The organism is Micromonospora sp. RTP1Z1 (genome assembly GCF_033804685.1).
Lineage (GTDB): Bacteria > Actinomycetota > Actinomycetes > Mycobacteriales > Micromonosporaceae > Micromonospora.
This window is the reverse complement of the sequence record NZ_JAPFQV010000003.1, coordinates 135,030-155,366: the sequence shown is the minus strand read 5'-3', so window position 1 is coordinate 155,366 and position 20,337 is coordinate 135,030. Positions and strand designations below refer to the sequence as shown.

21 protein-coding genes are annotated in these 20,337 nt (G+C 73.6%); 6 read left to right on the top strand and 15 right to left on the bottom strand.

Annotated elements, in window-relative coordinates; translation table 11 throughout:
* Nucleotides 1-11: 11 nt before the first annotated feature.
* From SLP03_RS03050 to truB, 4 genes are all read right to left on the bottom strand, one after another.
* The gene (locus tag SLP03_RS03050; RefSeq protein ID WP_319458939.1) at nt 12-2,393 is read right to left on the bottom strand and encodes a polyribonucleotide nucleotidyltransferase; all 2,382 of its coding nucleotides are present in this window, start codon (nt 2,391-2,393) and stop codon (nt 12-14) included.
* A gap of 223 nt (nt 2,394-2,616) precedes the next feature.
* Complete coding sequence (gene rpsO, locus SLP03_RS03045) at nt 2,617-2,886, bottom strand: 30S ribosomal protein S15 (protein ID WP_319458938.1); 270 nt, start codon at nt 2,884-2,886, stop codon at nt 2,617-2,619.
* A 193-nt stretch (nt 2,887-3,079) separates the two neighbouring features.
* Nucleotides 3,080-4,009, bottom strand: coding sequence for a bifunctional riboflavin kinase/FAD synthetase (locus SLP03_RS03040; protein WP_319458937.1), 930 nt, complete (start codon nt 4,007-4,009; stop codon nt 3,080-3,082).
* A gap of 59 nt (nt 4,010-4,068) precedes the next feature.
* Nucleotides 4,069-4,953, bottom strand: a complete 885-nt coding sequence (gene truB, locus SLP03_RS03035) for a tRNA pseudouridine(55) synthase TruB (protein WP_319458936.1) — start codon at nt 4,951-4,953, stop codon at nt 4,069-4,071.
* A gap of 112 nt (nt 4,954-5,065) precedes the next feature.
* On the opposite strand from truB, the gene SLP03_RS03030 reads away from it, so the two are divergent.
* Nucleotides 5,066-6,049 (top strand): hypothetical protein, encoded by a 984-nt coding sequence (locus SLP03_RS03030; RefSeq protein ID WP_319458935.1) that lies wholly within the window; start codon nt 5,066-5,068, stop codon nt 6,047-6,049.
* A gap of 173 nt (nt 6,050-6,222) precedes the next feature.
* A complete protein-coding gene (locus tag SLP03_RS03025; protein WP_319458934.1) occupies nt 6,223-7,161 on the top strand; it encodes a hypothetical protein in 939 nt (312 codons plus the stop codon).
* Nucleotides 7,162-7,199: 38 nt separating this feature from the next.
* Here SLP03_RS03025 and SLP03_RS03020 read toward each other — a convergent pair whose 3' ends face one another.
* Complete coding sequence (locus SLP03_RS03020; RefSeq protein WP_319458933.1) at nt 7,200-8,531, bottom strand: MATE family efflux transporter; 1,332 nt, start codon at nt 8,529-8,531, stop codon at nt 7,200-7,202.
* Between the two features lie 125 nt (nt 8,532-8,656).
* On the opposite strand from SLP03_RS03020, the gene SLP03_RS03015 reads away from it, so the two are divergent.
* Nucleotides 8,657-9,403: an MIP/aquaporin family protein gene (locus SLP03_RS03015; protein ID WP_319458932.1), complete on the top strand. Its 747-nt coding sequence runs from the start codon at nt 8,657-8,659 to the stop codon at nt 9,401-9,403.
* Between the two features lie 71 nt (nt 9,404-9,474).
* Here the strand turns inward: SLP03_RS03015 and SLP03_RS03010 are convergent, their stop codons facing one another.
* From SLP03_RS03010 to rimP, 10 genes are all read right to left on the bottom strand, one after another.
* On the bottom strand, nt 9,475-9,987 hold the full coding sequence (locus SLP03_RS03010; protein WP_319458931.1) for an adenylate kinase: 513 nt from the start codon (nt 9,985-9,987) through the stop codon (nt 9,475-9,477).
* A gap of 463 nt (nt 9,988-10,450) precedes the next feature.
* Nucleotides 10,451-10,660: a DUF6186 family protein gene (locus SLP03_RS03005; protein ID WP_319458968.1), complete on the bottom strand. Its 210-nt coding sequence runs from the start codon at nt 10,658-10,660 to the stop codon at nt 10,451-10,453.
* Entirely contained in the window at nt 10,660-11,067 is a 408-nt protein-coding gene (locus tag SLP03_RS03000; RefSeq protein ID WP_319458930.1) for a hypothetical protein, read from the bottom strand. The genes SLP03_RS03005 and SLP03_RS03000 overlap by 1 nt, the downstream gene beginning before the upstream one ends.
* 65 nt (nt 11,068-11,132) lie before the next feature.
* Nucleotides 11,133-12,170 (bottom strand): bifunctional oligoribonuclease/PAP phosphatase NrnA, encoded by a 1,038-nt coding sequence (locus SLP03_RS02995; protein ID WP_319458929.1) that lies wholly within the window; start codon nt 12,168-12,170, stop codon nt 11,133-11,135.
* Complete coding sequence (gene rbfA, locus SLP03_RS02990) at nt 12,167-12,652, bottom strand: 30S ribosome-binding factor RbfA (protein WP_319458928.1); 486 nt, start codon at nt 12,650-12,652, stop codon at nt 12,167-12,169. Before rbfA ends, SLP03_RS02995 begins: the two co-directional genes overlap by 4 nt.
* Before the next feature lie 176 nt (nt 12,653-12,828).
* Nucleotides 12,829-13,122 (bottom strand): DUF503 domain-containing protein, encoded by a 294-nt coding sequence (locus SLP03_RS02985; protein WP_319458927.1) that lies wholly within the window; start codon nt 13,120-13,122, stop codon nt 12,829-12,831.
* An 88-nt stretch (nt 13,123-13,210) separates the two neighbouring features.
* Entirely contained in the window at nt 13,211-16,237 is a 3,027-nt protein-coding gene (gene infB / locus SLP03_RS02980; RefSeq protein ID WP_319458967.1) for a translation initiation factor IF-2, read from the bottom strand.
* Between the two features lie 93 nt (nt 16,238-16,330).
* On the bottom strand, nt 16,331-16,663 hold the full coding sequence (locus SLP03_RS02975; protein WP_319458926.1) for a YlxR family protein: 333 nt from the start codon (nt 16,661-16,663) through the stop codon (nt 16,331-16,333).
* A gap of 16 nt (nt 16,664-16,679) precedes the next feature.
* Nucleotides 16,680-17,723, bottom strand: coding sequence for a transcription termination factor NusA (gene nusA / locus SLP03_RS02970; RefSeq protein ID WP_319458925.1), 1,044 nt, complete (start codon nt 17,721-17,723; stop codon nt 16,680-16,682).
* Nucleotides 17,720-18,433, bottom strand: coding sequence for a ribosome maturation factor RimP (rimP, locus tag SLP03_RS02965; RefSeq protein WP_319458924.1), 714 nt, complete (start codon nt 18,431-18,433; stop codon nt 17,720-17,722). The genes nusA and rimP overlap by 4 nt, the downstream gene beginning before the upstream one ends.
* A 235-nt stretch (nt 18,434-18,668) precedes the next feature.
* Here rimP and SLP03_RS02960 point away from each other — a divergent pair, with 235 nt between their 5' ends.
* The 3 genes from SLP03_RS02960 to SLP03_RS02950 all read left to right on the top strand — a co-directional run bounded on the left by SLP03_RS02960 (nt 18,669) and on the right by SLP03_RS02950 (nt 20,234).
* Entirely contained in the window at nt 18,669-19,124 is a 456-nt protein-coding gene (locus SLP03_RS02960) for a hypothetical protein (protein WP_319458966.1), read from the top strand.
* The gene (locus tag SLP03_RS02955; RefSeq protein WP_319458923.1) at nt 19,121-19,570 is read left to right on the top strand and encodes a ferritin-like domain-containing protein; all 450 of its coding nucleotides are present in this window, start codon (nt 19,121-19,123) and stop codon (nt 19,568-19,570) included. Before SLP03_RS02960 ends, SLP03_RS02955 begins: the two co-directional genes overlap by 4 nt.
* A gap of 79 nt (nt 19,571-19,649) precedes the next feature.
* The gene (locus tag SLP03_RS02950) at nt 19,650-20,234 is read left to right on the top strand and encodes a PadR family transcriptional regulator (protein WP_319458922.1); all 585 of its coding nucleotides are present in this window, start codon (nt 19,650-19,652) and stop codon (nt 20,232-20,234) included.
* Nucleotides 20,235-20,337: the final 103 nt, after the last annotated feature.

Sequence of the window (20,337 nt, the reverse complement as noted above, 5' to 3'; positions counted from 1 at the left end):
TCGGTCACTGCTCAGCTGTGCCGGGTCCGGCGGCGCGGACGCTCGCCGCCCTCGCCGCCCTCGCCGCCACCCTCGCCGCCACCCTCGCCACGCTCCGGGCCACGGCTGCCGCGCTCGCGGTCCCGGTCGCCGCGGTCGCGGGGACCCCGGTCACCGCGGTCCCGGCCGGCCGGCCGGTCGCCCTCGGCGGCCTCGCCCGCGGCCGGCGCCTCGGCGCCCTCCGGGCGGACCTTGTCCAGGTAGATCTTGCCGCGCGCGTCGACGTCGGCGATCTCCACCTCGACCCGGTCGCCGACGTTGAGGAAGTCCTCGACCCGCTCTACCCGCTTGCCGTCGCCCACCTTGGAGATGTGCAGCAGGCCGTCGCGGCCCGGCAGCAGCGAGATGAAGGCGCCGAACGCGGCGGTCTTCACCACCGTGCCGAGGAACCGGTCGCCGACCTTCGGCAGCGTCGGGTTGGCGATCGCGTTGATCCGCTCCACCGCGGCCTGGGCCGACGGGCCGTTGGTCGCGCCGACGTAGATCGTGCCGTCGTCCTCGATGGAGATCTCGGCGCCGGTCTCGTCCTGGATGGCGTTGATGGTCTGACCCTTCGGGCCGATCACCATGCCGATCTTGTCGACCGGGATCTTGACGGTGGTGACCCGCGGGGCGTAGTCCGACATCTCGGCCGGCGTCTCGATCGCCCGCTGCATCACGTCGAGGATGGTCTGCCGGGCCTCGTTCGCCTGCTGGAGCGCGGCGGCCAGCACGTCCGACGGGATGCCGTCGAGCTTGGTGTCGAGCTGGAGCGCGGTGACGAAGTCCCGGGTGCCGGCGACCTTGAAGTCCATGTCGCCGAACGCGTCCTCGGCGCCGAGGATGTCGGTCAGCGTCACGTACTGGGTCTTGCCCTCGACCTCGTCGGAGATCAGCCCCATCGCGATGCCGGCGACCGACGCCTTCAGCGGCACACCGGCGCTGAGCAGACCCAGCGTCGAGGCGCAGACCGAACCCATCGAGGTGGAGCCGTTCGAGCCGAGCGCCTCGGAGACCTGCCGGATGGCGTACGGGAACTCCTCGCGCGACGGCAGCACGGGGATCAGCGCCCGCTCGGCGAGAGCGCCGTGGCCGATCTCGCGCCGCTTCGGCGAGCCGACCCGGCCGGTCTCACCGGTCGAGTACGGCGGGAAGTTGTAGTTGTGCATGTAGCGCTTGCGGTTCTCCGGGGAGAGGGTGTCCACCATCTGCTCCATGCGCAGCATGTTCAGCGTGGTGACACCCAGGATCTGGGTCTCGCCCCGCTCGAACAGCGCCGAGCCGTGCACCCGGGGCAGCACGCCGACCTCGGCGGTCAGCGGCCGGATGTCGCGCGGGCCACGCCCGTCGATGCGGACCTGCTCGCGCAGCACGCGGTTGCGCACCTCGGACTTGGTCAGCGACCGGAAGGCGGCGCTGAGCTCCTTCTCCCGGCCTTCGAAGCGCGGACCGAGCTCCCCCTGCACGCGGGCCTTGATCGCGTCCAGGGCCTCCTCGCGGACCGCCTTGCCGGCGATCTGGAGGGCCTCGGCGACGTCGGCGCGGGCCAGGTCGGCCACCGCCTGGAACACGTCGTCCTGGTAGTCCAGGAAGACCGGGAACTCGGTGACCGGCTTGGCGGCCACCTCGGCCAGCTCGCTCTGCGCGCGGCACAGCTCGCGGATCGCCGGCTTGGCGGCCTCCAGGCCGCTGGCCACGATCTCCTCGGTCGGGGCGGTGGCGCCGCCCGCGATCAGGGCCACGGCGTTCGGCGTCGCCTCGGCCTCGACCATCATGATGGCGACGTCACCGTCGGCCAGGGTGCGGCCGGCCACCACCATGTCGAAGGTGGCCCGGGCCAGCTCCTCCAGGGTCGGGAAGGCGACCCACTGGCCGTCGACGTTCGCGACCCGGGTCGCCCCGATCGGGCCGGAGAACGGCAGGCCGGAGAGCTTGGTGGACATCGAGGCGGCGTTGATCGCCACGACGTCGTACGGGTGCTGCGGGTCGAGCGCGAGGATGGTCTCGACGACCTGGACCTCGTTGCGCAGGCCCTTGACGAACGACGGGCGCAGCGGCCGGTCGATCAGCCGGCAGGTGAGGATGGCGTCCTCGCTGGGGCGACCCTCACGGCGGAAGAACGAGCCGGGGATCCGGCCCGCGGCGTACATCCGCTCCTCGACGTCGACGGTCAGCGGGAAGAAGTCGAACTGCTCCTTCGGCTGCTTGCCGGCGGTGGTGGCGGAGAGGACCACCGTCTCGCCCAGCTGGGCGACGACGGAGCCGGCGGCCTGACGGGCCAGCCGACCGGTGGAGAAGGTGATCTCACGGGTGCCGAAGGACCCGTTGTCGATCACCGCGGTGCGGGACTCGGTGCCGAGGTTGGTCTCGGTCATGTGCTGTCGTGCTCCTTCGCGTCATGGGCCCACGACACTCGGAGCTGCTCAGACGGCCGGTCTTCGATCGAAGCGCCCGGGGTGACCGGCATGATGCCGGGATTCCCGGAGGCCACTACCGGAGACCGGTACGCTGATCGGCTCCCTGTCGGGTGGTCGCACGGCCCTGTTCTTCTGTGGTACCGGAACGGGGGAGCGGCCGACCGGCCACTCCCCCGTCACGTCATCGGCGCAGGCCGAGCCGCTCGATGAGCGACCGGTAGCGGTTGATGTCCTTCTTCTGGACGTAGTTGAGCAGCCGACGGCGACGGCCGACCAGCAGCAGCAGCCCACGGCGGCTGTGGTGGTCGTGCTTGTGCACCTTCAGGTGCTCGGTGAGCTCGGCGATCCGCTTGGTGAGGACCGCGACCTGCACCTCCGGCGAACCGGTGTCGCCCTCGGCGGTCGCGTACTCCGAGCGGATCTTTGCCCTGGCTTCCTGGTCGAGCGCCATGTTCTCCCTGTTTCGGTGGGTTGATCAATGATGTCCGTCGTCGGAGTCCGGAGGACCGGAGACGGACGAACCTCGCACCCGCGGCGTCGTGCAGGCACGCGAGGCTCCACGTCGGTCAGCCGACGTCTCCGCCAGCCTACCAGCCCACGGCGGGACCACCCGGTGAAGGGCCGCGCGGCGGGGCGGCGGACGCTCAGCCGAGGGCCCGGCGGGTCCGCTCCACGTCCTCGGCGATCTGGGCGACCAGCGGCTCGATCGAGTCGTACGTCCGTTGTTCGCGCAGGTGGGCGACGAAGTCCAGGGCCAGCCGCTCGCCGTACAGGTCGCCGGCGAAGTCCAGCGCGTACGCCTCCACCCGCCGCTCCCGCCCGGAGAAGGTCGGGTTGGTGCCGATCGACACCGCCGCCGCGAGGGGCTCCCGGTGCCCCCGGCGCACCAGCCGGGCGGCGTAGACGCCGTCGGCGGGGATCGCCGCGTACCGGTGGCAGAGCAGGTTGGCGGTGGGGTAACCCAGCTCGCGTCCGCGCTGATCGCCGCGGACCACCACACCCTCGACCCGGTGCGGGCGGCCCAGCGCGACGGCCGCCGCCGTGACCTCGCCCGCGTCGACGCAGGATCGGATGTACGTGGAGGAGAAGACCGTGCCCGCCTCGGCGACCAGCGGGGCGCCCTCCACGCCGAAGCCGAAGGTGCGGCCGAGCCGTTCCAGCAGGGCCACGTCACCGGCGGCCCGGTGCCCGAACCGGAAGTTGGCGCCGACCACGACCAGCGCCGCGTGCAGGTGCTCCACCAGGATGTCGTGCACGAATTCCTCGGCCGGCAGCCGGGAGAACTCCGGGGTGAACGGCACCACGCAGAGCACGTCAACGCCGAGCGCCTCGATCAGTTCCGCCTTGCGGGCCGGCTCGGTCAGGACGGCGGGGTGCGAGCCGGGGCGGACCACCTCCGCCGGGTGCGGGTCGAAGGTCACCACCACCGACTTGACGCCCAGCTCCCGGGCCCGCGCCACGGCATGGCCGATGGTCGCCTGATGCCCCTTGTGCACGCCGTCGAAGACGCCGATGGTGACGACCGACCGCCCCCAGCCACCGGGTGCCGCCTCGTACCCCCGCCACCGCTGCATGCCGCTCCTCCCCTGCTGTCCCGCCGGCCGGCGCCGGCGGGTGGATCCGCGCCCGACCGTCAGGCCGGGGCGAGCACGATCTCCGCGCGGGCCCGCCCGTCCCGCTCGCTGACGATAGCGATCAGGCCGCCGTCCGGACCGAAGACGGCGTACGGCCCGGTGATGCCGGCCGGGTCCAGCGGCCCGCCGTGGGACAGGATCTTCGCCTCGTCCGGCGTGGCGTCCCGGCGCGGGAAGTACCGGTCCGCGGCGACGTCGAGCGGCAGGTTGACCACCTCCGGCGCGCGCTGCTCCAGCTCGTCGAGGGTGGCCGCCTCGGCCAGGGTGAACCCGCCCACCGCGGTCCGTCGCAGCGCCGTCAGGTGGCCACCGACCCCCAACGCCAGGCCCGCGTCCCGGGCGATGGCCCGGATGTACGTCCCGGACGAGCAGGTCACGTCCACGTCCACGTCCACCACGTCGGTCTGGTCCCGGCGGATCGAGAGGACGTCCAGCCGGGAGATGGTCACCCGGCGGGCCGGCAGCTCGACGCTCTCCCCCGCACGGACCCGCTTGTACGCCCGCTCACCGTTGATCTTGATGGCGCTGACCGCGCTCGGCACCTGGTCGACCTCGCCGGTCAGCGCGGCGAGCGCGGCGTGGATCGCCTCCTCGGTCACCGCGCCGGCCGGCGTGGTGGCGATCACGTCGCCCTCGGCGTCGTCGGTGACGGTGGCCTGGCCGAGCCGGATCGTCGCGGTGTAGCTCTTGCCGGCGCCGATCACGTAGGTCAGCAGCCGGGTGGCCCGACCCACCCCGATCACCAGCACGCCGGTGGCCATCGGGTCGAGCGTGCCCCCGTGCCCCACCCGGCGGGTACGCGCCAACCGCCGGATCCGCGCCACCACGTCGTGCGACGTCATGCCGCCGGGCTTGTCGACCACGATCAGTCCGTCTGTGCTCACGACCGTCAAGCCTGCCAGAGGAGGATCCCGACGCCCGCGGGGGATACCGCCCCGCGCGTCCGGGTGCGAAGATCACTCGCCCGGTACCCCGGCCAGCCCCTCGGGACTCGTGATGACCAGTGACGACCCCACCCCCGACGCCCGGCCGGACCGCCCCGCCGCCGGGAACGACTTCCCCGACTGGCTGCGTCAGCTGGAACAAGAGATCCAGCCGAGCCGCTGGGTGCGGCTGCGCATCCGGCTGCACCGCGTGGGCGGAGGGCTGCTCGCCGTGGTCGGCGCCCTGCTGGTGTGCGGACTGCTGGTGACCGCGGGCACCGTCGCGTACCGGCACGCCCGGCGGCCGGGATCTTCCGCGTACCCGACGGCCGGTCCGTCCGCGGGCGTCGGCGCCGACCCGACGGCCTCGCCCACGACGGCGGCCGGGGCCTTCGCCGGCACACCGGCGGCGGCCTTCCCGCAGGGAGTGGCCGGGATCATCCTGCCCGCGGCGGAGCCGACCGGCGCCTTCACCGCGAAGCAGGTCGCGGCCGGGCTGGCGAAGGTCCGTGCCGCGATGGTCACAGCCCGGCTGGACCGCGCCTTCATGACGGCGAAGGATCCGGAACGCCTGGTCCGGCAGTTCGCCCCGGAGGACCGCGACTACCTCCGTTGGGAGTTCGGCACCGAGCGGTGGCCCACCTACGCCACTCGGCTCGCACCCGACGCCCGGCTCGCGCCGGACCAGCCGCGGGTCAAGGGAACCGTCACCTACCGGGCAACCCGGGAACCCGACGGCGCGCGGGTGCTGGAAGTGACCACCAACTTCGTCTGGGCGTACGCCTTCGCGCGCCCGGGGGCCGCGCCCGGCGCGGGCGTGGCCGTGCTGCACGACACGCTGGTTTGGCACCTGCCACACCCCGACGACGTCCGCCCCGGCTCGAAGGGCCTCCGGCTCTGGTCGAACAAGGCGTACGGCTGGAACCTCGACTGCGCGCTGATCCGGCAGGGGCTGCTCGACGCCGGCCGGCCCGACTACACCTCCGCCGGAACGACCGAGGACCCGGACCAGCTCTACGACCCAAACCATCCGATCGCGGTCAAGGACCACTGCTGACCGGCGGCCAAAAAGGGGGCAGCGAGGCCGGGCCGACGCGTGCGAAGATCGTCCGCCCCATGCCGCCCGACCACTGGAACCGACATGACCGACGACCAGCCCGCCCCCGAGCCGGGGCGTCGCCTGGACGACCTCTTCGCCGCCGATCCCGAGCCCGTCCGGATCCCGACTGGATGCGGCAGCCGGCGCAGGAGCACGAGCTGACCCGGGCCGAACGGCTCCGCCTCGGCTGGGAGCTGCACAGCGGCAAGCTGCTCGGCGCCGTCGGCCTGCTGCTGGTCGTCGGGTTCCTCGGGTTCCTGGGCACCACCGGCTACCGCTTCGCCGACAAGGTCAACCACGGCCAGGTCGTGCTGCCGGTGCGGGCCCGCGCCAGCACGGCGCCCCGGCCGGTCGACGCCGACGGCAACACCCTCGGCGTCTTCCTCGGCACCCCGGCCGAGCGGTTCCCCGAGGGCGAGGCGGGGATCACCCTGCCGGCGGCCCGCGCGACCGGACCATTCACCGCGAAGCAGGTCGCGGACGCGCTGGCGAAGGTGCGGGCGGCGCTGGTCGAGGGCCGGCTGGGGGACCGCATGGTGAACGTCGACGAGCATGATCAGTTCCTGGCCCGGCTCGCGCCGGACGCGCGGGAGACGGTCCGGGCCGACCTGGCCGAGGGGAAGAGCAGCCTCGGCTACGCCACCCGCATCGCGCGCGACGCCAACCCAGCGTGGGTGCCGGAGGACGGGATCCGGGTCAAGGGCACGATCGAGTACGCGGCCACCACAGACGGTGACGGCATCCGGGTGCTGGCGATCACCACCCGGTTCTTCTGGGTCTACTCGTTCGACCTCTTCCAGGCGCAGACGTATCCGCCGGGGGCCGAACTGATCACCCTGCGCGATCAGGTGGTCTGGCACCTGCCCCACTCGGACGACGTACGGCCGAGCTCGCGTGGGCTCTGGATCGCCGACGCCGACGCCACCGTCGTCAACTCCACCTGCGCCGCGCTGGACAAGGGCTTCATCGCGCTGGAGGCCGAGCCCGCCCTGCTACGCCGGCTGAAGCCACAGCCGACCGGAGACGTCTACGACGACAGCTGGCGCCCGGGCGACGGCGAGGCGTGCTGAGCCCGTCCGTTGACGACCGGGCCGCCGGCCTCCCGTCGTCAGCGGACCGCGCCGACCACCGCCCAGCCGCCGGAGCGCAGCCGCAGCAGCAGAGCGGCCAGCCGGAGCACCACGAAGAGCGTCAGCCCGGCCCAGATCCCGCCGAGGCCGAGGTCCAGCCCGTAGGCGAGCCAGATCGCCGGCAGGAACCCGCCCAGCGCCGCGACGATGGTGAGGTTGCGCAGGTAGCGAACGTCCCCGGCGCCGATCAGCACCCCGTCGAGGGCGAAGACCACCCCGCCGATCGGCTGCAACGCCACGAACCACGGCCAGGCCGCCATGGCCTGCTGGCGTACCTGCGGATCGGAGCTGAACCAGGACGGCACGACGCCGGCCCCGGCGGCGATCAGCACCGCGAAGGCGACGCCGCAGGCGCCGCCGAGCAGCGCGATCCGGCGCGCGAGGACGCGCGCGCCGGCGGCGTCGCCCGCGCCGAGCGCGGCCCCGATCAGCGCCTGGGCGGCGATGGCGAGCGCGTCCAGCACCAGGGCGGTGAAGAACCAGAGCTGGAGGGCGATCTGGTGGGCGCCGACGGCGGCGGCGCCGAAGCGGGCGGCGACGGCGGTGGCGGAGAGGAAGCTCGCCTGGAAGGCGACGCCCCGGATCAGCAGGTCCCGGCTGAGCACGAGCTGCCGCCGGATCAGCCGCGGCCGGGGTCGCAGGGAGATCCGCTCACGGACCAACGCCGCCGCGAAGAGGCCACCGGAGAGGGTCTGCGCGGCGGCGTTCGCCACCGCCGAGCCGACCAGGCCGAGCCCGGCGGGATAGACCAGCAGCGGGCAGAGCAGCGCGGAGAGCAGGTTGGGGGCGAGCACGAAGAGCAGCGGCCGCCGGGTGTCCTGGATGCCGCGCAGCCAGCCGTTGCCGGCTGCGGCGAGCAGCAGGCCGGGTGCGCCCAGCGCCGCGATCCGCAACCACTGCGCGGCCGCGCCGGCCACCTCGCCCGTGCCGCCGACGAGGGTACGCGCCAACGCCCCGCCGCCGAGCTGCATGCCGAGCGCCACCAGCACCCCGACCGCCAGCGCCAGCCAGGATGCCTGCACGCCCTCGGCCACCGCCGCGGCCCGGTCGCCCGATCCGAACCGTCGCGCCGTCCGCCCGGTGGTGCCGTAGGCGACGACGGTGCCGAGCCAGGCGGTTAGCGTCATCACCGTGCCGCCGACGGCGAGCGCGGCCAGCGGTACCCGGCCCAGGTGCCCGACCACCGCCGTGTCGACCAGGACGTAGAGCGGCTCGGCGGCGAGCACCACGAGCGCCGGCAGGGCGAGCGCGGCGATCCGGCGGGGCGTGGCCGCGCCGGAGGTGGCGGAGGTGGTGGCGGTCTGGCTCATCGCCGCCGATCCTGGCATGGGGCGAGTAAGGATCGCAAGCCCCGGCGAGGCTTACCGACGCGAGCCGACCGACGGTGTCCCCGTACCGCGGCCCCCGACACGTCCCAGCGTCGTACGGTGAGGCCATGGCGGCCAGCGGCGACGAGATCGTCGACGGCACCGACCCGATCTGGTGGCGGCGGCTCGTCGGCGAACTTCTCGGCACCTTCTTCCTGGTGCTGGCGTCCGTCGGGCCGGGCGTGGTCAACCAGCGCCTGGGCGGCGAGCCGGTCAGCCGCACCGCGGCGGTCGTCGCCCCCGGGCTGATGCTCGCCTCGATCATCCTCTTCATGGGCGCCGTGTCCGGCGCCCACCTGAACCCGTCGGTGACCCTCGCCTTCGCCCTGCGGCGGGACTTCCCGTGGCGCCGGGTCCCCGGCTACCTCGTCGCCCAGTTCGCCGGAGCGGTGTCGGCAGCGGCGCTCCTCGCCGGCCTGCTCGGCGGACACGGGACCGCCGGCCTGACCGTCCCCGGCCCCGGCATCGGCGCCCCGCTGGCCCTGGTCTGGGAACTGATCCTCACCGTCGGCCTGCTCAGCACCATCCTCGGCACGGCCTCCGGCGCCCAGAACGTCGGCCCGCTGGCGGCCGTCGCCGTCGGCGGCTACCTCGCCCTCGCCGGGCTCTGGGCCTCGCCACTGACCGGCGCGTCGATGAACGTGTTCCGCTCGCTCGGCCCCGCCCTGGTGTACGGCCAGCCCCGGGCCTGGTGGGCGTACCTGCTCGGCCCGCTGCTGGCGGTGCCGGTGGCGACCGGAGTCGCGCTGCTGCTGCGCGGGCCCGGCGGCGGGCGGGTCAGCCGACGCGTCGCCCAGGGCAGACCGCAGCAGTGACCCCGTACCGGCGACGGCGCAACCGGCCGGGTCTGTCCGATGGGCCGGCTCGACCGCCGGCCGCCCGGTGTTCAGCCGGTCGGCAGGGTGGCGAGCCAGCGGCGGATGTCCCGCCGGCGGCGCAGGCGGACCACCGACAGTTCCGGGGCGACCTCGGCCACCGCCGCGAACAGGCGGGGGCGGGACCGCCGGGGATAGCGCCAGACGTACCGGAGAAACTCCAGGTCGATCTGCTCGGGGCAGCCGTCCGGCAGGTCGGGGCGGGGCGTGGCGCGGTGGACCCAGCGGCGGCGCAGCACCCGGGCGAGGCAGCGCAGGCGCGGCGGGTCGCAGAGCACCAGCAGGTCGGCGCGGGACAGGCGGAGGTCGAGGGTACCGCCGTAGTTGCCGTCCATCACCCAGGCCCGGCGGGCGGCGAGCGCGGCGACGTCGGCGCGGAAGCGGACGTCGTCGGAGGCGACCCAACCGGGCCGCCAATAGTGCCGGTCGAGGTGGATCAGCGGGAGATCGAGCCGGTGGGCGACTTCGCGGGCGAGGGTGCTCTTGCCGGCGCCCGCGCTGCCGACGATGAGGATGCGGCGCACCGGGCGACGGTAGCGCCGGAGGGCGAGCCGTGGGAGCCGGGACGGCGGTGACGCTGGCGACGAAGCGACGTCGGCGGCGTCACCGCCGGACGGCGTACGTCACTGACGGGTGTCCATCGAGGTCTGCAGCGCGCGGCGCATCTGCTCGCGGGCCTCGTCGGTGGTCTCGGACTGCGGCTTGCGGCTGGGCCTGGTCGCCATCGGGAGATCCCTTCCAGGGTGCGGACCACCGGGACACGGTGGCCCTACGGGCGGTGGTGCTGAGCGCCCGACGGCGGTCCGGGATCACCGGAGCGGCTCGCCTGGCAGCGTGAGCCCGGGTCGGTCTGACCCTGGAGGGAGGCGGCACCTGGTGTGGCGCCACCGCCCACGACCTGCATCGCGGCGCGGCGCCGGTCCTTACCCAAGCTATCGTTCAGGTCCACATGCTGCCCAGTCTTCCCGACATTTGGAACTGCCCCGGTCACCTGGCGAGGAAGTGCCAGCCCAGCCACCACCAGAAGCCGAACAGGCCGATCCGCCCGACCGGCACCGGGCCGACCTCGTACCGCATCACGAACGCGCAGACGTCGCCGAGCGTCGGGACGCGGGAACCCTCGCGCCGGGACGCCCACTCCACCGCCGCGAAGAACAGCACCGCGGTCAGGAAGCCGCCGATGGCCAGCGCCCGCATCATCGCCGCACCAGCCCCCAGAACGCGGCCAACCAGGCGAACCAGGCCGTGGACCGGACCAGATGGTCCTCCAGCAGCGGATCCGCCAGCCGGGAGAAGGTAGGGAAGTCGTCACCCACCGAAAGCACGAAGGTCGCCCCCTCGAAGACCCCGAAGACGGTCACCGGCAGCAGCCACCAGACCGCACCCGGGGCCAGCCGGCGAGGAGCGGGCCGCCGGGGCGCCCGGTTGCTCAGCCCGAGCCAGATCAGCACCCCGCCCGTGCTCAGGGTGTAGAGGTTGGCCTGCGCAGAGAAGGACGGCAGCTGCCCGCCGACCAGGGAGAGGCAGATCAGCACCGGTACGGAGACGACGGGACGGTCCCAGGCCCGGGGCGCCTCGGCGGTGAGCTCTCGGGGGTGATCCATCACCCGATTGTCCTCACCGTCACGGAACGCGGGAAGACCGCCACACCCCGGAGTCGACCCTGATCTCAGGCCGCGAGCAGCGCCCCGTCGAGCTCGGCGCGGATCCGGTCGACCACCTCGTCGGCACCGCCCCGACCGGTGAACCCGGCGGCGAACCGGTGACCGCCGCCGCCCAACGCCACCGCCACCCGGCTCACGTCCACCGCGCCCTTGCTCCGCAGCGACACCGCCCACTCGCCGGCCGCCACCTGCTTGACCACGCAGCTCACGTCCGCCTCGGCCGTGCAGCGCACCGAGTCGATCAGCGCCTCCAGCACGTACGGCGGCTGGTCGTGCCGGGCCAGGTCGTCCAGGGTCGCGTACGTCCAGACCAGGCCGCGCCCGCCGGCCGCGCCCGGCTCCAGGCGGGCCCGGCCGAGCACCTCGCCGAAGAGTCGGACGGCGCCGAACGGCCGGGTGTCGAAGATCCGGCGGGAGATGTCCCCCGGCCGGATGCCGGTCGCCAGCAGCCGGGCCGCCATCTCGTGCACCGCCGGGGTGGTCGCCTCGAAGCGGAACGAGCCGGTGTCCGTGCTCAGCGCGACGTACAGGCAGGCGGCGATGTCCGCGTCCAGCGGCACCCCGAGCCGGTCCAGCAGCCCCTCGGCCACCACCGAGGTCGCCGCGGCGTGCGGGTCGACCAGCTGGATGCCGCCGAACCGGGTGTTGGAGGCGTGGTGGTCGAGCACCAGCGCCTCGGCCGCCGACCCGAGCCGGTCCACCAGGACACCCAGCCGCGACTCGCTCGCGACGTCGAAGCAGATGACCAGGTCCGGGTCCGGATACGCGGCGTCCTGCGGCACCAGCAGGTCGAGCCCGGGCAGCCAGCGGAACGGCTCCGGCACCACCGGGGGCCCGGGGAAGGTCGCCTGGAGGTGCCGTACGCCCAGCCGGCGCAGCCCCAACCCGAAGCCGAGCATGCTGCCCAGCGCGTCCCCGTCCGGGTTGACGTGGCAGATCAGCAGCACCCGCGCGTCGGCGGGAAGCTGGCGTACCGCGGCGACCGCGGCCGCCCACTCGGCCCCGGTGGGCGCCTGGGGGGCGCCCTCGGCGGGGTCGGTCACGGGCGGTCGCCGCCGCGCGGCTCGTCCTCGGTCTCGACGTCCGCGACCTCGGCGTCCTCGACCTCGTCCTCGAGGCGGTACGGCTGGGCCTCGCCGGCGTACTTCGCGCTCGCGGCCAGCCGCTGCACCTCGGCGTCGGCGTTGCGGGCCGCGGCGAGCAGGTCGTCGATGTGCTTGACCTGGTCCTGCACGTCGTCGAGAACGAAGGTCAGGGTCGGCGAGTGCCGCAGCCCGAGGGCCTTGCCGACGGTGCTGCGCAGCAAGCCCTTGGCGCTCTCCAGCGCGGCGGCGGTGCTGGACTGGGCCGCCGCGTCGCCGAGCACCGTGTAGAACACGGTGGCGTCGCGCAGATCGGCGGTGATCCGGGCGTCGGTGATGGTGATCATCCCGAGCCGGGGGTCCTTGATCTGGCTCCGCACCACCGACGCGACCAGTTCGCGGATGCGCTCCGCGTGCCGGCGTACCTTGGCCGGATCCGTCATCTCCCCCACCTCCAGGCATCCTGCTCCCGGCCGGAAACGGCGGCGCGCGGCGCCGCCGGGCCCGACCGCCCAACATCTCGAACACTACCCGCGCGATCGTGACCGTCGCGCGGGGCCGCCGGTGGCGACGGCCACGGCGGATCCGGCCCACGCCGGCGGCAACGGCCGTCCCGGCGTCAGTCGTCCTCGCCGTACAGCCGGCGGCGCACCGACAGCAGTTCAGCCTCGGGGCGACCGGCCACCAGGCGCTCGCACGAGTCGAGCACCTCGCGGACGTGTGCCGCCTCGGCGGCCACCGCGGCCACCCCGATCTCGGCCCGACCGTGCAGGTCGAGCGCTCCCACCTCGGAGGCCGACACCTCGAAGCGGCGCAGCGCCGCCACGATCGGCCGTACATATGATCTTTTCGCCTTGAGCGACCGGGAGTCGCCCGGCAGCAACAGGTCGAAGACTGCGGTTCCGGTGAACATCATCCCGGACGATACGGACACTCCCGGACATGATCAAGGGGTTTACGCCCTTAGGCGTAAACCCCTTGATCACTGTGTCACCGTCGGATCAGGCGCGCGGCTTCTCCCGCATCTCGAAGGTCTCGATGATGTCGCCGACCTGGACGTTGTTGAAACCGCCCAGCGTCAGACCACACTCGAAGCCCTCGCGGACCTCCGTCGCGTCGTCCTTGAACCGCTTGAGGGAGCTGATCGTGAGGTTGTCCGCCACGACCGCCCCGTCCCGCAGCAGCCGCGCCTTGGCGTTGCGGCGGAGGATGCCAGACCGGACGATACAGCCGGAGATGTTGCCGACCTTGGACGAGCGGAACACGTCGCGGACCTCCGCGGAGCCCAGCTCGACCTCCTCGTACTCCGGCTTGAGCAGCCCCTTGAGCGCGGCGTCGATCTCCTCGATGGCCTGGTAGATGACCGTGTAGTACCGGATCTCCACGCCCTCGCGGTCGGCGATCTCGCGGACCTTGTTCGCTGCCCGCACGTTGAAGCCGATGATCGTGACCGCCTCGGACGAGGCGCTCGCGAGCATGACGTCGCTCTCGGTGATCGCACCCACGCCCCGGTGGATGATCCTGAGCTGGACCTCCTCCGGGATGTCGAGGTTGAACAGCGCGTCCTCGAGGGCCTCCACGGAACCGGAGACGTCGCCCTTGAGCACCAGGTTGAGCGAGGTCTTCTCGCCCTCCTTGAGCTGCTCCATGAGCGTCTCGAGAGTCGCCCGGCCACGGGAGTTGGCGAAGGACGCCGCCCGCCGCCGCGCCTGCCGCTGCTCGGCGATCTGGCGCACCGTGCGGTCGTCCTCGGCCGCCAGGAAGGTGTCACCCGCACCCGGCACCGCGGTCAGACCGAGCACCAGCACCGGACGGGCCGGACCCGCCTCGGCGACCTGGTTGCCGTTCTCGTCGAGCATCGCCCGGACCCGGCCGTGCGCCCCACCGGCGACGATCGAGTCGCCGGCCCGCAGGGTGCCCTTCTGCACCAGCACCGTCGCCACCGCACCGCGGCCCTTGTCCAGGTGCGCCTCGATGGCCACACCCTGAGCCGGCCCGTCGATCGGAGCGGTCAGCTCCAGCGACGCGTCGGCGGTCAGCAGGACGGCCTCGAGCAGTTCCTCGATGCCGATACCCGGCTTGGCCGCCACGTTGACGAACATGGTGTCGCCGCCGTACTCCTCGGCGACCAGCCCGTACTCGGTCAGCTGCTGGCGGACCTTGTCCGGGTTGGCCTCCGGCTTGTCGACCTTGTTGACCGCGACCACGATCGGCACATCCGCCGCCTTGGCGTGGTTGAGCGCCTCGATGGTCTGCGGCATCACGCCGTCGTCCGCCGCGACCACCAGCACCACGATGTCCGTCACCTGGGCGCCACGGGCACGCATGGCGGTGAACGCCTCGTGACCCGGAGTGTCGATGAAGGTCACCGCGCGGTCCTGGCCGTCGTGCGGGACGTGGACCTGGTACGCGCCGATGTGCTGGGTGATGCCACCCGCCTCGCCGGCCACGACGTTCGCCTTGCGGATCGCGTCGAGCAGCTTGGTCTTACCGTGGTCGACGTGACCCATGACGGTCACCACCGGCGCACGGCTGACCAGGCGCTCCTCCGCGACCTCGGCGTCGAGGTCGATGTTGAACTGCGCGAGCAGCTCGCGGTCCTCGTCCTCCGGGCTGACGATCTGCACGTCGAACCCGAGGTGCTCACCCAGCAACAGCAGGGTTTCGTCGGAGCAGGACTGGGTCGCGGTGACCATCTCGCCCAGGTTGAACATCTCCTGGACCAGCGAACCCGGGTTGGCGTTGATCCTGTCGGCGAAGTCCGACAGCGAGGCGCCACGGGAGAGCCGGACGACCTGACCCTGACCCCGGGGGGCACCCGAGCTCATGGTCGGGGCCGACAGGTTGTCGAACTCCTGTCTGCGCTGCTTCTTCGACTTGCGACCACGGGTCGGCCGGCCACCCGGACGCCCGAAGGCACCCGCGGCGCCGCCGCCACGGCCACGACCGCCACCACCCGGACGGCCACCGCCACCGGCCGGCGCGCCCGGACGGAAACCGCCACCGGGAGCACCGCCACCGCCACCGGGACCGCCACGGTAGCCACCGCCACCGCCGCCGGGACCGCCGCCGGGACCGCCGCGGAAGCCACCGCCACCGCCACCGCCGCCGCCACCGGGACCGCCACGGAAGCCACCGCCACCGCCGCCCGGACCGCCGCCGGGACGACCTGCGCCGCCACCGGGGCCGCCACGACCGCCACCGGGGCCGCCGGGGCGACCGGTAGCCGGACGCTGAGTCGGCATGGACGCCGGGCTGGGCCGCGGCGGCATGGACGCCGGGCTCGGCCGCGGCGGCATACCGGACGGGCTCGGCCGGGGGCCGGCACCGGCGGCCGGCGGCCGCTGCTGCTGGCCACCCTGGATGCCGAACGGGTTGTTACCGGCGCCGCGCGCGGGCGGACGACCACCCGGCCGGGCACCCTGGCCCGGGGTCGGGCCACCGGGACGACCGGCGGCCGGGGCACCCGGACGCTGCGGCGCAGCGTTCGGACCCGGACGCGGGCCCGGACGGGGACCGCCCTCGGCCGGAGGCTCCCGGCGGACGTTCTCCCGCTGCTGCTGGCGGGCGGCCTGCGCGGCCTTGACCGCGGCCTCCTGCTCAGCCTTGAGGGCGGCGGCGCGCGTCTCGGCGGCCGCCACCTCGATGTCGTGTGCGCTCGCCGGCTTGGCGACCGGAGTCGCCGGCTGCGGCGCGCTGGGGACCGGGCCCTTGGGCTTCGGTCCAGGGGTCGGCGCGGCCGGCCGCCGGGGCGGCATCGGCTTGGCCGAGACCCGGGGGGCACCCGGGGTCGGGGACGGCGTCGGGGTCAGTGCCGGGCCCGGAGCGGCCGCCGAGGGGGCGGCCGGTGCCGAGGAACCACCGGCGGACGCGACAAATGCGCCACGCAGTCGTCGGGCGACGGGCGCCTCGACGGTGCTGGACGCGGACTTGACGAACTCGCCCATTTCCTTCAGCTTGGCGAGAACGGTCTTGCTCTCGACCCCGAGCTCTTTTGCCAGCTCGTGTACGCGGGCCTTACCTGCCACTGCACTCCTCACTCCGAGGTCGTGCGGGCAGTACCCGCAGCGACCTCACTCGTGCACTTGAAGCCTGGTCATTTCAGGGACTTCATCGTGTGCTCATGTCGGTCGTCCTACCTTGCTAGCGACCCTCGCCCGGTCGGGCTGACCGGACGTAGTGGTTGGCGCGTCAACGTGCTCCGCCAGCTCACCGTGATCGACGACCCCGGTGATGCGCAGTGCCCGCCCGAAGGCGCGTCGACGCACCGCCTGCGCGAAGCAGGCCGGATCCGGGTGCATGTTCGCTCCCCGACCCGGCAGCCTACGAGCCGGATCGGGCCGGAGGCTGTGACCAGCCTCGTCACCGATCGCGACGATCCGCAGCAGTTCGCTGGCTGGCGCACGTCTCCGGCAGCCCACACAGGTGCGCTCCGGCAGCGCGCGTCGTACCACTGGAGAAAGTCTACCCCTAGCTGCTCGAGACCGCGCCGCCCGGCTCCGGTACGTGATCAGCAGCGCCCCGGCCGGCCGTCTCGGTCTGCTCCGCGTCAGAGCGGATGTCGATCCGCCAACCGGTCAACCGGGCGGCAAGGCGGGCGTTCTGCCCCTCCCGGCCGATCGCGAGCGACAGCTGGAAGTCGGGAACGGTCACCCGGGCGGTCCTGGTGGCCAGGTCGACCACCTCGACCCGCAGCGCCCTGGCCGGCGACAACGCGTTGCCGACGAAGGTCGCCGGGTCGTCCGACCAGTCGATGATGTCGATCTTCTCACCGTGCAGCTCGCTCATCACCGCGCGGACCCGCTGCCCCATCGGGCCGATGCAGGCCCCCTTGGGGTTGACGCCCTGCGTGGTGGAGCGCACCGCGATCTTCGTACGGTGACCCGCCTCACGGGCGATCGCGCCGATCTCGACGGTGCCGTCGGCGATCTCCGGCACCTCCAGCGCGAAGAGCTTCTTCACCAGCGCCGGGTGCGATCGGGACAACGTGATCTGCGGGCCGCGCATTCCCTTGGCCACGTGCACCACGACGCAGCGGATCCGCTCGCCGTGCGTGTACCGCTCGCCGGGGACCTGCTCGGACTGGGGCAGGACGCCCTCCAGCTTGCCCAGGTCGACGCTGACGATGCCCTTCTCGGTGCGCGTCTCGTGGGCCTGGACCACGCCGGTGACCAGGTCGCCCTCACGACCGACGTACTCGCCGAAGTGCACCTCGTCGGTGGCCTCCCGCAGGCGCTGGAGGATCACCTGCTTTGCCGTCATTGCGGCGATCCGCCCGAAGTCGTGCGGGGTGTCGTCCCACTCCCGCACCACGGTGCCGTCGTCGTCCAGCTCCTGCGCGTAGACCAGGGCGGCCCCCGACTTGCGGTCGATCTCCACCCGGGAGTGCGACTCGGCGCCGTCGGTGTGCCGGTAGGCGGTCAGCAACGCGGTCTCGATCGCCGCGAGGATCGTGTCGAACGGGATCTCCCGCTCGCGCTCGAGTGCGCGCAGCGCCGCGAGGTCGATGTTCACCTCTCCTCGTCCTCCACATCATCTTCGTCGTCGATGTCGTCAATGTCGTCAATGTCGTCGGCGTCACCGGACTCGTCGAGCCCGTCCGCTTCGTCGATCTCGCCGAGGCGGCTGAACTCGACCTGGACCCGACCGGGTCCGAGTTCGGCGTAGCCGTGTTCCGCGCGGCCGGCGTCCGTCTCCAGCACCACGCGCTCGTCGTCGGCCTCGACCACCCGGCCGGCGACCTGCCGGTCCCCGGCGGGCCGCTGCCCGGGCAGCCCCGTCGCGGCGCGCACGGTCACCTTGACCAGCCGGCCGACGTTGCGCCGCCAGTGCCGGGGCAGGGTGAGCGGTCGGTCCACGCCCGGCGAGCTGACCTCGAGCTGGTACTCCCCCGCCACGAGGTCACCGCCGGCCTCCTCCGCGGCGTCCAGCGCCGCGGAGACCGCGCGGGAGATGTCCGCGACGGCGTCCAGGTTGATCCCGCCGTCGGCGTCCACGATCACCCGTACGACGTGTCGTCGGCCGGCCCGGGAGACGGCGAGGTCCTCCAGGTCGTAGCCGGCACCGTCGACCACCGGCTCGATCACCTCGCGCAGCCGCGCGCGCCGGGCGCCGAGATCACCGCCGCGCGGTGCGCCGGCCCGGGCCCCGCCAGGGGGCCCGTCGGCGCGCCGGGGTCGCCCGGACGACCCCGTCGGCCTGGTGGCACGGCCACGCTGCGTCATCTGGCGCACCCTTCTGCTGATCGAGCTCCGGGCCGGGTAGGCCCGCCATGCCGGCACGCCACCGGGGCGAACGCGCCCGGTGGCTGCGCAGAGCGTAACGCGCGCGGCGGGCGCCGGACCCGGCGGCGCACCGACGCCGGTGGCCCACGGGCGGCCACGGATGGTGTTGACTTGTCCGGTGGAGACGGGCAGAACGACACAACGCGACGGTGCACCGGGACATTCCCGGCGAAACGTGCTGCGCGCCGGGGCGCTGGTGGTGGTCGGTGGCGCGGCCGTACCGCTGACCGGCTGTGATCTTTTCGACCGGAACGACAACAAGCCGCCGCCGCCCGACCCGCTCGAGCCGCTGGCGGCCGAGTCCGCCGCACTGGCCGCCCGGCACCGGGCCGCCATCGCCGCGGACCCGGGCCTGGCCGACCGGCTCACCCCGATCGCCGACGCCCACCAGGCCCACGCCGACGAGCTGCGCCGGGTGATCGGCCGCCCCGCGCCGACCGGAGCGCCGGCCGGCACCCCGGGCCCGTCCGGCGCCGCGGACCCCGCCGACCCGCTGAACGGGCTGCGCGAGGCCGAGCGGGCCGGGCGGGACAACGCCGCCAAGGCGTGCGCGGCGGCACCGGCCGAGCGGGCCGCGCCGCTCGGCTCCATCGCCGCCGCCCGGGCGACCCACGTGGAGGCGCTGAAGTGATCCCGCGTACCGCACCCACCGGGCCCGGCGAGGCCCTGGCCGCCGCCCTCACCGCGGAGTACGCGGCGATCTGGGCGTACGGCGTGATCGGCGTACGCCTCGCCGACGCCGCCCGTGCCGCCGCCCGTACCGCCGAGGCGGCCCACCGGGCCCGCCGCGACGCCCTGATCCTCCAGCTCAGCTCCGGCGGCGGTCAGGTCCCCGCCGACCGGGCCGGGTACGCCCTGCCCTACCCGGTGACCGACCGGGTGAGCGCGCTCAAGCTGGCGGTCGAGGTGGAGGAGCGGACCGCCGGGTTCTGGCGGGCGGCCCTGCCGCACACCACGGGGGCCGACCGGAACCGCGCCCTGGCCGCGCTGACCGACTGCGCGCTGCGCGCCACCCGTTGGCGGCGGACCGCGGGAGTGACCCCGCTCACCGTTCCCTTCCCCGGTCGCCCGGTCTGAGCGGCGGCGACGACGTCCCAGGTCACGGCGCGAGCGTTCCGGTTGCGGGCCGCATACCAGGTATGCATACTCCGTTTCCATGTCCATCCGTCACGGGCTGCTCGCCCTGCTCGAACGCGGCCAGATGTACGGCTACCAGCTGCGCGCCGCCTTCGAGGAGTCGACCGGCTCGACCTGGCCGCTGAACATCGGGCAGGTCTACACCACCCTCTCCCGGCTGGAACGGGACGGCCTGATCCGTCCGTTGCCGGAGCACGAGGGCGGGCAGCGGCCGTACGAGATCACCGACGCCGGGCGGGCGGACCTGGCGCTCTGGTTCGCCACCCCGATCAGCCGCACCGACCGGCCCCGGGACGAGCTGGCGATCAAGCTGGCCCTGGCGATCACCACCCCGGGGGTGGACGTCCGCGCGGTGGTGCAGAACCAGCGCAGCGCGACCATGCGGACGTTGCAGGAGTTGACCCGACTGAAGTACGCGAGCGACAAGCCGGAGGACCTGCCCTGGCGGCTGGTCCTGGACGCGATGGTCTTCCAGGCCGAGGCGGAGATCCGCTGGCTCGACCACTGCGAGACGAGCCTGGTCCGTTACCGCCCCGCGCCGCCCCGGCCGGCCGCGCCGGACGCCGGGGCGGTGGACCGCACCGACGAGGAGGTCCAACGGTGAGCGCGAGGAGTGAGCCGGGCCTGCGAGCCCCGCAGCCGCGAACGAAGACCAGCACCGTGAGCGCGAGGAGTGAGCCGGGCCTGCGAGCCCCGCAGCCGCGAAC